Here is a 13083-nt window from a genome sequence, read left to right as displayed (position 1 = left end):
ATGATTTCCGACCACCTGCAAGACACCATCCAACGCGCCGCCGACCTTGCCCGCAGCGAAGGGCACGAGTACGTGACGCTGGAACACCTCCTGCTCGCGCTGCTGGACGACGAGGAAGCCAAAGACGCCCTGAGCGCGCTGGGCGTGGACTTCGCCAAGTTGCGGGCTGCGCTGGAAGACGACCTCGCGGAGTTGGACATCCTAGACGACCCCGAGCCGGACTTCACGCTGGGCGTTCACCGCGTGGTGCAGGGCGCGGTGCTGCAACTGCACGCCAGCGGCAAGGGCCCAGGAAGCAAAAACAGCGAAAAGGCAGACGGGGCGCGGGTGTTGGTGGAGTTGCTGGAAGAAGAGGACAGCCCCGCCCGCGCCGCGCTAGAGGCTCAGGGGGTGACGCGGCTGGACGTGCTGAACTACGTCTCGCACGGAGTGGCGAAGGTGGCGGGCCGCAGCCGTGAGCGCCGCGTGGCGGGGGTGGACGGCGACCTGACCGCCGCCGAAGCGCCTGCCGAGGAAAACCCCTTGGAGGCGTACACCCAGAACCTCACCGAAGCCGCTGGGAACGGCGAATTTGACCCCGTGATTGGACGCGAGCAGGAACTGGAGCGCGTCATTCACATTCTGGCGCGGCGCGGCAAAAATAATCCCGTGCTGGTGGGCGAACCCGGCGTCGGCAAAACGGCTTTGGCCGAAGCCCTCGCGCAGCGCATCGTGGCGGGCGACGTGCCGAAGTTCCTGAAGGGGGCCGCCGTCTACGCGCTGGATTTAGGTGCGCTCTTGGCGGGCACCCGCTACCGAGGCGACTTCGAGCAGCGCCTCAAAGCCGTGCTGCACGCGCTGGACGGTGAAAATGCGGTGCTGTTCGTGGACGAACTCCACACCATCGTCGGCGCGGGGGCCACCGAGGGCAGCAGCATGGACGCGGCGAACCTGCTCAAACCTGCGCTGGCACGCGGCAAACTGAGGTTGTTGGGAGCCACCACCCCCGCCGAGGTGCGCCATCTAGAAAAAGACCGCGCCCTGTGGCGGCGCTTCCAGACGGTGGACGTGCCCGAACCGAGCGAGGAGGACGCCGTCAAGATTCTGAGCGGCCTTGCGCCGAAATATGCCGCGCACCACGGCGTTGCGTACACGCCCGATGCACTGCAAGCGGCGGTGAGCCTCAGCAGCCGCTACCTGCGCGACCGTTTCCTGCCCGACAAGGCGATTGACGTGCTGGACGAGGCAGGGGCGGCCCGCTCCAGCGCTGGTAAGGGCGGCGAAATCGGCGTGACCGACATTGAAGCGACCGTAGCGCGCATGGCCCGCGTCCCCGTCGGCGCGGTGAAGGCGGAGGAAGTCTCCTCGCTCGCCACGCTGGAAAGTGACCTCGCCGCCCGGGTGTTCGGGCAGGACAAGGCGGTGGAAGCCGTCGCCTCCGCCGTCAAGCTCGCCCGCGCGGGCCTGCGCGACCCGCAGAAGCCGCAGGGGATGTTCCTCTTCGCAGGGCCGACGGGGGTGGGCAAAACCGAACTCGCCCGCGCGCTGGCCGACCGCCTAGGCGTAGAACTCATCCGCTTTGACATGTCCGAATACGGCGAGGCGCACACCGTCGCCCGCCTGATTGGGGCACCTCCCGGTTACGTGGGCTTTGACCAAGGCGGCCTGCTGACCGACGCCGTCGCCAAAAACCCGCACGCCGTGCTGCTGCTGGACGAGGTGGAAAAGGCGCACCCCGACATCTTCAACATCTTCCTGCAACTGATGGACTACGGCACCCTGACCGACCACGCGGGTAAGAAAGTGGACGGGCGCGGGCTGCTGATTATCTTCACCACCAACGCCGGAGCCGCCGACGCCAGCCGCCCCGCCTTGGGCTTTGGCCGCGTGAGTCGTGCCGGGGAGGAAGCTGAAGCGGTGAAGCGCACCTTCTCGCCCGAATTCCGCAACCGGCTGGACGCGGTGATTGGTTTTGCGCCGCTTTCCCGCGAGGTGATGGGCAGCGTGGTGGACAAATTCGTGCGCGAACTCGCCGCGCAACTGGTCGAGAAGAAGGTGGTGCTGACCCTCACCCCCGCCGCCCGCGAGCGGCTGGCCGAACTGGGCTACGACCCGCTGCTGGGCGCACGGCCCCTCGCCCGCGTGATTGAGCAAAGGCTCAAGCGCCCGCTGGCCGACGAATTGCTGTTCGGAGAGCTGCGGCAGGGCGGAAAGGTGAAAGTGGGCGTCAAGGGCAGCGAGGTGCGGCTGGATGTGAAGGGGAATGCCCTGAAAGGCCCCGCCACTTGACTTCGTGCAGTCTCTGCCAGGGCACAGAGTGCTAGGGGACTCTGGTCTGGCGTGAGAGGCTGGTCGCCCAAAGCCCGGATAGGCCCTCCCTCTCCCCCAAGTTTTGGGTCTTGCGGCCAAACCAGGTCCACTTTGGCTGCGTTCCCTACGTTCCTCTGCTGCACGCTGAACGAGAGCCTCCATTTTGCTCAGGCCAGCCTTGCAGGAGTGCCGCAGCGTCCTGGGCAGCGACCTGATAAATGCCTTCCTCCTGGCACGTCACCCCCTGCGGCATTCGGGACATCCACTGCCGCAGTCCTGCCTGGGCGGCATCAGACTCTGTCGCCGGCACCTTTTTCAAGCGGGTCAGACCGTCCAGCTGCTGAGGCAAGGCGAGCTGTGGGGCGCATCCAGCAAGTGCCGTGAAAGTCACAGCCAGCAGCATCCTGCTCATGCCGCCAGACCTACACTCCGCCCGCGCTAAGCTGACCCGCGATGAAGGTCCTTTTTGTGGGTGATGTATACGGGCAACCGGGGCGGCGAGTGGCAGGCGAGCACCTGCCGCTGATTGCCCCGCGCTACGACTTCGTGATTGTGAACGCCGAGAACTCGGCCGGGGGCTTCGGCGTGCATTTCGACGCTGCCACCCGGCTGCTGGAAGCGGGCGCGAATTGCCTCACGCTGGGCAACCATGCCTGGGACCACAGGGACATCGGGCTGCTGCTGGGGCAACCGCACAAATTCCCTATCGTGCGCCCGCTGAACTATTCGGACCCGGAGACGCCGGGCGTGGGGTGGCGCACCTTCGAGGTAGGCGAAGCCGGCGAACGGCTGACAGTGGTGAACCTGCTGGGCCGGGTCTTTATGGGCGAGAGTGCCAATCCCTTTACCGCCATGGACGAACTGCTGAAACGGGACGACCTGGGCAGCGTGTTCGTGGATTTCCACGCCGAAACCACCAGCGAAAAGGCGGCGATGGGCTGGCACCTGGACGGGCGGGTGGCCGCCGTGATTGGCACCCACACCCACGTTGCTACGGCTGACACGCGCATCTTGCCGCAGGGCACCGGCTTTCAGACCGACGCCGGCTTTACCGGGCCGGTGAACAGCGTGATCGGCGCGAACCCCGCCGAGCCGCTGCAGGCCTTCCTGACCGAGCGCCGGCACCGCTTTCAGGTGGCGGAAGGCCCCGCCATGCTCAACGGGGTCAGCCTGGAGATTTCCGGAAATCGCTGCCTGGGCATCGAGCGGTACAGGTACGAGGAGGAAAACGAGGACTAGGCTCCATGCGCCAGCCTGCCCCCAACATACGGATTCCGCTCCATTCCAGCACAGTCGGAAAAACGCCGCCTGTGCTTGCATACCGCGAAATCCATATTTACTCCTATGCCCTCTGGGCAGATTAATTCGTGAAAGGTACACGAATTAATCGGAGTAATTAACTCCGTACCGCCCGCCTGCTGCTGCGCCGCCCCTCCCCCGCCGACGCGGAGGCTTCGCTGGCCGCGCAGCTTGCCTCACGGGCCGAGCTGCGGCGCTGGATGGTCTGGGCGCAGGCCGAGCCGACGCTGACAGCATCCGCGAGAACCTGATGGCGGCGGCCGAGCACTTTGAAGCGGGCGAAGAACTGCGCTACCACGTCTAGGACGCGGCAGGGTGCGAATTCACCGGGTCCAGCGGCTTTCATGCGCTGGACTGGCGGGTGCCCAAAGGGGAATAGGCTACTGGATAGCGACTCTCCACACCGGCCAGGGCTACGCGCTGGAAGTGGCGCAGGCTCCTTATCCGCTTCGGGCTGGCCGCGCAGGAGGAAGGTGGCCTGGGCTTCCGCAGGCTGGAAATTCGCTGTGACCCGCTCAACAGGCGCCCGCGCCGTATTCCGGAGCGGCTAGGCTATGCACTAGACGCCCACCTGGTGAATGACACCGTTTCGGCAGACGGAACAGCGCTGTGGGACACCCTGGTTTTCAGCCTTACTCGCTGAGCGTCAGCGGACCAGCGCCGCGCCTTCGCTCGCCTGGCGGATACTTAGCACCCGGCTCACGCCACCGCCGTCGGTGGTCACGCCCCAGAGGGTATCGGCCACTTCCATGGTGGCTTTTTGGTGGGTAATCAGGATGAACTGTGTCCCCTGCGCGGCAAAGCGGGTCAAGAAGGCGGTAAAGCGGCGGATGTTGGCCTCGTCCAGTGGGGCGTCCACTTCGTCCAGCACGGCCAGAGGAAGGCCGCCGGTGGTGTCCTCGCCGCCGGCATGGTTGAGTGCGAACAGGAAAGCCAGCCCGGCCATCGTGCGCTCACCGGCGCTGAGCAGGGTCATGGAGCGGGTGCGCTTACCCCCCGGCTGCACCGCCAGCGTCAGCCCACTGATCCGGCCGGCCCCGTCCTGTTCGGCCTGCAGCTCCCCGCTGCCGCCCAGCAATTCGGCAGCGTAGCGGGCGAAGGCGGCGGCCACAGTGTCCAGTGCCTGACGGGTGGCGGCGTCCTCCAGGCCGGAGAGTTCGTCCAGCTGGCCGCGCAGTTCGGTAGCGGCGGCCTGAGCGTCGTCCAGCTCGGCCTGGGTGGCCGTCCACTCGGCCTGTCCCGCCTGGTAGTCGGCCTCGGCGCGGGCGTTGACCGGCCCCAGCGCTTCCAGCTCGGAGCGCAGGCGGCCCAGTTCGTGCGCCCATTCGCGGGGGGTACCAGGCGGGGAGCAGCCCTCAGGGATGGCTCCCAGCCCACCCTCGCGCCGGGCAATGGTCAGGCGCAGTTCCTCCAGCCGGGCACGGGCCCGGTTCTGAGCGGCAATCCGGGCAGCGTAGGCGTCGGCAGTGCGGGACTGCTCGGCCTCGGCGCGGGCCACCTCCTGCGGGTCGAAGTCGCCCAGCGCGGCGCGGCGGCGCTCCGCCTCGGCAGCGGCGGCCGCGATATGCCCGGCCTGCTCGGCGGCGGCCACGGCATTGGCACCCAGACGGGTCTGCACCTCGGCGCGGCGGCTTTCCGCCTGGCGGTAGGCCTGCCACAGTGCTCCCAGTTCGCGGCCCAGCGCCAGCGCTTCAGCGGCGGCACGTTCGGCGGCGCGGGCCTGCTCGGCTTCGGCACGGTAGACGGTCAGGTCAGCTTCCAAGGTAGTGGAGTCGGTTTCAGCAGGCGTGACAGAGGCAGGCGCAGACAGTGCAGCCAATCCCTCAGCCAGCCGCGCTGCGTCACCTTCTAGCGAGCGCTGCCGGGCTGCCAGTTCGCGGGCCTGCACGCCCAGTTCACGCTCGGCGGCCTGAGCGGCGGCATGGGCAGCGGTCAGTGCAGGCAGGTCGGCGCCTCCTTCGTCCTCGTTCAAGGCCGCCAGGGCAGCCTCAGCCTTTTGCACACCTGCTTCGGCGGCGTCCACCTCATCTGCCAGTTCCTGAAAGCGCCGCTGGTCGGCCAGCACACTGCTGCCGGAATCGCGCAGCCGCCCGCCGGTCATGGCTCCAGACGGCTCCACCACCTCGCCGCCCAGCGTGACCAGACGGGGCCGCTGCCGGTGCGCCCGCGCCAGCCGGTTCGCGGTGTCCAGCGTGTCCACGATCAGGGTGTCAGACAGCAGCGAGCGGCCCACCAGCGGCGGGTCGGTAGGGCAAAGGTCGGCCAGGTTCCCCACCACGCCAGCTTCCCGCAGCAGTGGAGCGTCACGGCGGGAGCGCTCATGCAGCAGTTCCAGCGGCAAGAAGGTGGCCCGCCCGCCCTGCCGTTTCAGCTCGGTAATGATGCTCCTGGCGTCGTCCGCAGTCTGCACCACCACCTGTTCCAGCCGGCGGCCCAGCGCGGCCGTCACGGCAGTCTCCAGCTTGGCAGGCACGGTCAGCACGTCCGCCACACTGCCCACGATGCCGGGGTGGTCCAGCCGCAGCGCATTGCGGGCGCCCTCGCCGTAGCGCGAATAGGCGTTCAGTGCCGCCTCCAGGCGCTCCAGTTCGCGGCGCAGCGGAGCCAGCCCAGCCTGCAGGCGGGTGCGTTCGGCGGCAGCTTCCTGGCGGCGGGCCTCACGCGCAGCCGCCTGCGCCTGCGCCTCAGCCAGCGCCGCAGCCTGCCGCTCCCGCTCAGCAGAGGCGCTGACCAGGTCGGCGTTGACACGGTCCAGGTCTCCTTCCAGCGCGGCCAACGCCTGAGCCACCCGCTCCTGCTCGCGGGTCAGGGCGGCGCGGTCCGCCTCGCTGCGGGCCTGGGCCTGGGTGCGGCGCAGCTCGGCTTCGCGGCCTTCGGTCAAGCGGCGTTCCAGCTGGCGGGCCTGGGCTTCGGCGGCCTCGGCGCGGGAGCGGGCCTCCTGCACGGCACGGGTCAACTCGGTCAGGTCAGGGGCCGCTTCGGCAGGGGCCTGGGCCGGCAAGGCCTCCAGCTCTGCCTCCAGGCGGGCCGCTTCCTGGTGCAGGTGTTCGCCGTAGCGCGCCGCCTGGGCATGGGCCTGCTCGGCGGCGTTCAGCGCGGCCAGCGCGTCCTGACGGGCACGGGCGGCAGCGCGGGCCTGCGCCAGAGCCTCGCGGGCCGCTTCCGCCTGGGCGGCGGCCTCTCCCAGCCCCTGACCCAGCTCCTGCGAAGTGGCCTCCTGGCGCTCCGCTTCCTGGCGGGCCGCGTCCAGCTCACGGCGCAGGGCCAGCTGCTTTTCACGTTCCTGGGCGGCGTCCAGAAGCGCTTGCCGGGCACTCAGCTCGCGCCAGCGCAGCGCCGCTTCAGCCGCCCGCCGCAGCCGTTCAAGCCCACTTTGGCGCTCGGCCTGTACCAGGCCCAGGTCTGCCAGGTGCCGCTCGGCCTCGGCCAGCAGGGCAGCGGTCTCCTCACGGGCCGCCACCGAGCGCGACAGCCCCGCCGCCTCCTGCAGGTAGCCCAGCAGCTTGGACCCCTCGGCCTGCACCACCCCGCTCACCTCACCCTGACCAATCACCGCCAGCCCACCGGGCCCCAGGCCAGTGCCACGCAGCGCCGCATGAATATCGCGGACCCGCACGCTACGCCCGCCCAGCTCCTGCTCGGACGTCCCGTCGCGGTAGATGCGGCGGCTCAGATGAACCGCGCTGCCTGCGTGGCGCAGCTCGGCCTGCACTTCGGCCAAGCCCAGCGGCGCCCGCCCAGCGCCACTGCCGCCGTGGAAAATCAGCTCGGTGGCCCGCCCGGCCCGCAGCTCCCGCGCCCGCGCTCCATGCGTGACCCAGCGCAGCGCCTCGACCACATTGCTCTTGCCTGACCCGTTGGGGCCGATGACGGCCGTGATACCCGGCTCGAACTCGATGTGGGTGCGCTGCGAAAAGCTCTTGAAACCGTGAAGAGTGAGGGAATCGATCATGGGATAAAGGGTCTAAGGGCCAAAAAGTCGAAAGGTCTAAGGGGAAACAGATAAAGAAGGTGCCCGCGCTGGCCTCTCTTTCCCTAGACCTTCAGACTCTTGGACCCTTAGACCATCACAGGTCCTTGCAGTCCTGACGGTTCAGCGGCTGGCGCAGGTCCACCTGACCGATGGTGGTCACGTTCTTGCCCTCTACCAGGAAAGTGACGTCCAGGCCCTGTTTTTCCAGCAGGGTGCGGGTCATGGAACACAGCATCAGGTATTCCCCGCTGACCGAGTAGCCCAGGTCACGGTAGGCCGCAGGCAGGCTGACGAAGTAATTGTCGCCGCGCAGCCACACACGGGGCACCGGCAGCTCGGCGGGCACCGCCGCCTTTAGCCCGGCCGTGGACGGCCCCTGGCTCCACACGGTCAGCGCCGCTTCCGCCGTGCCCTGGGCGTTCTGGTCGCCCTGCACCACCGGCACGTTGCGCTTCTCGCTCACCAGCTTCTGGCCGCCGGCGTCGAGGTAGTACACCGGCACTTCTACCGGCAGACGCTCGGACAGCACGTAGTTGGGGACCTCGGGCGTGGGTGGGGGCCGGTTCACCCAGCTCATCGCCGCCACGGTCAGCGCCAGCACGCCAGCGGCCAGCACGTTGAAAAAGGAAAAGACGTTCTTCACTGCCCGCTCCCTTCGCCTTCACCGACAGGGGCCGCTGCCCCGCCCTCCGGCAGCACGGCAGCATTCTCCACCTTTTTGGAGAGGTAGCCGGCCACCGAGCGGGCCACACCCACCGCCAGGCGCTGGCGGAAAGCGTCGTCGCCCAGCGCGGCCACGTCATCGGCGCTGTCCAGACTGCCCAGCTCAAGCAGCAAGCCGGCCTGCGGCGCCTCGCCCAGAGTGAGCACCTTGGACAGGGGCCGCTGCTGCGCCTTGATGCTCTGGGTACCCAGCTCCTTCACCAGCGCTTCGGTCAGGATACGGGTGCCGCCCAGGTCGCTCACAGCATTGCTGGCATAGGCGGGGTTCTCCCCGGCGCGGATGTTCGCCACGTACTCCGAGGAGTTCTCGCTCAGCTGCTGGTACACCTTCACGCCGGGGGCCACCACACCCTCAACCCCGATGTGGCTCACATCCAGCATCAGGTACACGTCGCTCTGGCGGGCCAGCTCCATCTTCTGGTCCAGAGAGGCGTCGCTGGTCCCGTCACGGGTCAGCTTGACCTGCCAGCCCGCCTCGTTCAGGAGGGCCAGCGCCTTTTTGGCCACGTCCAGGCTGAAATCGCTGCCGCCGTCCTTGGCCTGCCGGGTCAGCACCGGCTCAATCACGATCAGGGGCCGGGCGATGCGGTCCAGCAGCGCGGGCGCGGTGCGCTCAATCGAGGGACCGGCGTCCACCACCACCCGCACACTGCCGGGGCGAATCACCTTGTACATGCGGTAGCCGCTGTCCTTGGGCAGGCTGAAGCGCAGGCGCAGGTCGTCGCCGTCCTTGATCACCCGCGCACCCGAGATGAACTTGCCGGTGGTGGTGTAGCGGCGCTGGTCGCCCGCGGCTCCGCGCACCACCACGTGCACATCGTTGCCGCGCAGCTCGGTAAATACGTCGGTGTCCTGGGTTAAGTCCAGCACCAGCCGGTCGGCAGAGGTGCCCACCGAGCTGCTCACTCCGGTCAGGCGCAGCTCCGGCATGGCAAAGGTGCCGGAGCTGTAGGTCGCGCCGAAGGTGCGGGCCACCACTTCCAGCGGCACATGCACAGCACCGTCCACATAGGTCGCGGTGCGGCCCTGTTCGCGCACAGTGTCCAGCTGAATGGTGTTGAAGTCGGTGGTGGCGCGGTAGGCGTCCTCATCAATCGGGAGCACGATGGAATGCCCGTAACCGTCGATCCGTAGGTAAGGGCCTTCCTGCACCACCCGCGCCAAGCTCCGCAAGCTTTCCACGTCCACGTATTCGGTGCCGTAGAGGTTCACGCTCTGCACCGGGGTGCCCTGCAAGGTCAGGCTGCTGTAGGCCACCTGCGCCGAGGCGCCGCCATACCAGGCGCCCAGGCCGCCCAGGCTCAGGGCCGCCAGCAGGACCGCCACCTGCCAGGGTTTCCTGGCCGCAATCACTCGTTTCATCAGTACTCCCTCAGTTCGCGCCGCACTGTCTTCTCGGCGTCGGCACGGCGTTTGTCATGCAGCTTTTTGCCGCGCGCCACCGCCAGCTCCACTTTGAAGTAACGGCCCTGCTGATACATCCGGGTGGGCACCAGCGTCAGGCCCTTTTGCTCCAGTGCGCGGCGAATCTTTTCAATTTCCATGCGGTGCAGCAGCAGCCGGCGCGGCCGGCGTGGCTCGTGGTTGTTGTAGGTCGCTTCCTTGTAGGGCGGAATATACAGGCCCTCAAGGTCTACATTGCGGCCATTCAGCCGCGCAAAGGCGTCCCGGAAATCAACCCCACCGGCGCGGATACTCTTGACCTCGCTGCCGGTCAGGGACAGGCCGGCTTCGTAGCGGTCCAGCAGTTCATATTCGTAGCCTGCGCGGCGATTGACATACACGCGGGGCATTCTAGCGCAGCTCCCTGCCTGAGCACCCTGGAGCGCTGGCAAAGAGCTGCGTCCCCTAGCGCCGCAGGCTCAGCAGCGCCAGCCAGACCAGGCCCGCAATCATCAGTACTCCGCCGATGGGGGTGACCGCTCCCAGCCAGCGGACATTCAGCCCCACCAGCAGGTAAAGGCTCAGGCTGAAAATCAGGCTGCCCAGCAGCAGCAGCCGCACCGGCCAGCCACCGTACCCTGCCGCGCCCAGGGCCAGCAAGGCCAGGGCCGCGTACATCTGGTAACGCACGCCGGTTTCAAAAATCGCCAGGTCGCCCGCGCTCAGGCGGCCGCTCAGCGTGTGGGCTCCGAAGGCTCCCAGAGCGATGCCCAGTGCCCCCCAAAGGGCTCCAGCAGGCAGGGCGCGGCTGGCACGGGGCACCGGCGTATACAAAGGAGTAGACATGGTGGCCAGTCTAGAGCACCTCTCAACCGCTCTCTCACACGCTCTCTCACAGCGCCGGGCCGTTCGGCTGTCCCGCACGGCAGGTCTGCTCTGTTCACAGGGAACGCCATGCACCGCCGCAGGCCGCTGCAGTCAGCCCTCCCCTGGCCCAGACTGGCAGATGAGAGCCGCGACCAAACATGAGACGGCCCAGGTATGGAGAAACAAGCGTGCTACAGCAATTCTGGCAGGTGACTAACCTGACATTTCCTCGCTTGTCCGGCTGCCTGTGCAGCGGTTCAGTCAGATAGGTGTGATCACACTCTCATGACCACTTCCTATGATGGGGGAAGCCGGATCATCCCCGCCCGCGCCAGGCTGGACCGCACCCATTTTCCAGTCGGGAACGGCAGGGATGATATGGCCGTTACGGAAAAACACAGAGTTTTTCTCATGTAAATGAAATCGGAAGCAAGGTCCGCGCCCTCCGAACTTGTTAGCCTCGGGGTCGCCATCTGGGGAGTGTCCCCCGAGGCCCTGCTGTGACAGAGCGGCGCAGAGCAGCTCTGCCTTACGCGGCGGCCCTTTATGACTTTGCCCCGTGTTTTCATCCCCTGTATTCGGACTCACCGTAAGATTGCCCCGCCCGGGGCAGTACCAAGGAGAACCATGTCACAACGAAACATGCTGACCGCGCTGGCTGCGGCCGCGCTGGGCGCTGCTGCTTTCAGTGCCCCCGCCCTGGCCTTGCCGCCCCTTCCCGCCGCCGAGCTGGCCGACCGCGCCGTGCAGTCGGCCCTGAGCAGCGAAGCCGCCCGCACCCTGCCTTATGTCAGCCCGGCCGTGACCCTCAGCCCACTGCAGTCGGCACCGGAGCAGCCCAGCGACGTGGTGCTGGGTGCCCGTGCGCCAGCTGGCCGCACCGCTGTGCTGAAGTCCACGGCCTACAACAGCCTCGCGGCCCAGACCGATGCCACCCCGCACATCACCGCGACCGGCACCCGGACCCGCCCCGGCGTGGTGGCGCTGAGCCGCGACATGCTGCGCCTGTTCCCCTACGGCACCCGCGTGCGCATCACGCCGCTGAACGGCAGCCACCCCTATGTGAATGGACGCATCTTTATCGTGGAAGACACCATGCACGCCCGCAAGACGAATCAGGTGGATATCTGGATGCCGACCCGCTCGCAGGCCATGCAGTGGGGCGTACGCAGCGTCCGCATTACCGCCGTGCGTTAAGGCTTTCGTGGCTTGCCGGCAGGCTGCCCTTCTCTTCTCTCCTCCCCCGCCTACCGGAGCACACTGGCCTGGGCGGGGCTTCATTTTGGTTATGCTGCATCCTGCTGTGCCCACTTCTCCTGACCTGCCCACCACGCCTCCCAGCGCCCGGCGCCTGCCCTGGTTGCTGGCCCGCGCCCATCTGAGCAAGCGCCGCACCCAAAACCTGCTGACGGTGGCGGGAATTGCGGTGGGCGTGGCTGTGCTGATCGCTGCGCTGAGCCTTACCAACGGCTTTACCGGAGCGCTGGTCAGCGCCACGTTGCGGGCCAGTCCCCACCTCAGCGTGCAGCCCTATACCCCAGGCGGCCAGGACCCGGCCATGGAGCAGGCCCTGGCCGGCAACAGCGAAGTGGCGGCCTTTACTCCCTTTCTGGCCGACAAGGCCCTGCTGACCCGCCCGGCCGACGAATACCGGGAGGCCGGCACCGACTTCAGCACCCTGTTCGGGGTGGGCCCACAGGCCGCCGACGTGCTGGAACTGCGGCCTGAGGAAGGCCAGCTGCTGCGCTCGCTGGGCAGCGGCGAGATTCTGCTGGGCGCGGCCCTGGCCCGCAATATCGGAGTGTACCCAGGCGAGCACATCAATCTGCTGAACAGTGGGCAGCAGCGCCGGGAAATGACGGTAAAGGGCGTATTTCATACTGGCAACTACCTGATCGACTCCGGCTACGCTTTTACCAGCTTGGGCACCTTGCAGGAGGTGCAGGGCAGCGGCCACATCAGCGGCTACCAGATTCGCCTGGCCGACCCGGAGCAGGCCCCGCAGGTGGGCCAGGCCCTGACTGCCGGGCTGCCCTACGCTGCCACGCCCTGGCAGTCGCTGTACGGCACGCTGCTCGACCAGCTGCGGCTGCAAAAGCAAGTCATCGGATTCGTGGTGTTCCTTATTGTGATTGTGGCAGCGTTCGGCATTGCCAACGTGATGACCCTGGCCGTGTTCGAGAAGACGCAGGAAATCGCCATTTTGCGGGCCATCGGGGCCACTCAGGGAACCATTACCCGGACTTTCCTGCTCGAAGGTCTGGTGCTGGGCCTGGGCGGGCTGCTGCTGGGCAACCTGCTGGGGCTGGCGGTGGCCGGGTACTTCACCGTGCGCCCGTTTCAGATTCCGGGTGACCTGTACTTCATCACCACGTTGCCGGTCCAGGTGCGCCTGAGCGACCTGCTATGGGTCAATGCGGTGGGCCTCGTCACCACGCTGCTGGCAGCACTCATCCCAGCTCGCCGCGCCGCCGCTATCGAACCGGCCCGGATTATTCGCTGACGCCTGCCCACACGGCGTTCGGCGTACTTTTTCCGGCGGAGCTGTC

10 protein-coding genes are annotated in these 13083 nt (G+C 67.4%); 4 read left to right on the top strand and 6 right to left on the bottom strand.

Translation table 11 applies throughout. The features are described 5' to 3' along the window. The gene (locus DEIPR_RS03355) at positions 1–2268 is read left to right on the top strand and encodes an AAA family ATPase (RefSeq protein ID WP_013614427.1); all 2268 of its coding nucleotides are present in this window, start codon (positions 1–3) and stop codon (positions 2266–2268) included. Between the two features lie 474 nt (positions 2269–2742). Then, positions 2743–3528, top strand: coding sequence for a TIGR00282 family metallophosphoesterase (locus DEIPR_RS03350; protein WP_013614426.1), 786 nt, complete (start codon positions 2743–2745; stop codon positions 3526–3528). A 157-nt stretch (positions 3529–3685) separates the two neighbouring features. On the opposite strand, the gene DEIPR_RS14330 is transcribed toward DEIPR_RS03350, so the two are convergent. From DEIPR_RS14330 to DEIPR_RS03320, 6 genes are all read right to left on the bottom strand, one after another. Continuing rightward, positions 3686–3934 carry a hypothetical protein gene (locus DEIPR_RS14330; protein WP_174260419.1) on the bottom strand — a complete coding sequence of 83 codons (249 nt, stop codon included), beginning with the start codon at positions 3932–3934 and terminating at the stop codon, positions 3686–3688. 300 nt (positions 3935–4234) lie between these two features. Next, positions 4235–7540 (bottom strand): AAA family ATPase, encoded by a 3306-nt coding sequence (locus tag DEIPR_RS03340; RefSeq protein ID WP_013614425.1) that lies wholly within the window; start codon positions 7538–7540, stop codon positions 4235–4237. Positions 7541–7655: 115 nt separating this feature from the next. Next, on the bottom strand, positions 7656–8204 hold the full coding sequence (locus tag DEIPR_RS03335; RefSeq protein WP_013614424.1) for a GerMN domain-containing protein: 549 nt from the start codon (positions 8202–8204) through the stop codon (positions 7656–7658). Further along, positions 8201–9646: an N-acetylmuramoyl-L-alanine amidase family protein gene (locus DEIPR_RS03330; protein ID WP_013614423.1), complete on the bottom strand. Its 1446-nt coding sequence runs from the start codon at positions 9644–9646 to the stop codon at positions 8201–8203. Before DEIPR_RS03330 ends, DEIPR_RS03335 begins: the two co-directional genes overlap by 4 nt. After that, positions 9646–10077 carry an SsrA-binding protein SmpB gene (gene smpB, locus DEIPR_RS03325; protein WP_013614422.1) on the bottom strand — a complete coding sequence of 144 codons (432 nt, stop codon included), beginning with the start codon at positions 10075–10077 and terminating at the stop codon, positions 9646–9648. The genes DEIPR_RS03330 and smpB overlap by 1 nt, the downstream gene beginning before the upstream one ends. Positions 10078–10132: 55 nt before the next feature. After that, complete coding sequence (locus DEIPR_RS03320) at positions 10133–10513, bottom strand: DUF423 domain-containing protein (protein ID WP_013614421.1); 381 nt, start codon at positions 10511–10513, stop codon at positions 10133–10135. A gap of 648 nt (positions 10514–11161) precedes the next feature. On the opposite strand from DEIPR_RS03320, the gene DEIPR_RS14535 reads away from it, so the two are divergent. Beyond that, entirely contained in the window at positions 11162–11731 is a 570-nt protein-coding gene (locus DEIPR_RS14535) for a 3D domain-containing protein (protein WP_013614420.1), read from the top strand. 91 nt (positions 11732–11822) lie between these two features. Beyond that, positions 11823–13037, top strand: coding sequence for an ABC transporter permease (locus tag DEIPR_RS03310; protein WP_013614419.1), 1215 nt, complete (start codon positions 11823–11825; stop codon positions 13035–13037). Positions 13038–13083: the final 46 nt, after the last annotated feature.

Origin of the sequence: Deinococcus proteolyticus MRP (assembly GCF_000190555.1) — a bacterium.
Taxonomy (GTDB): Bacteria; Deinococcota; Deinococci; order Deinococcales; family Deinococcaceae; genus Deinococcus; species Deinococcus proteolyticus.
The sequence above is the reverse complement of the archived record's forward strand: the minus strand, read 5'-3'. Positions and strand labels throughout refer to the sequence as shown.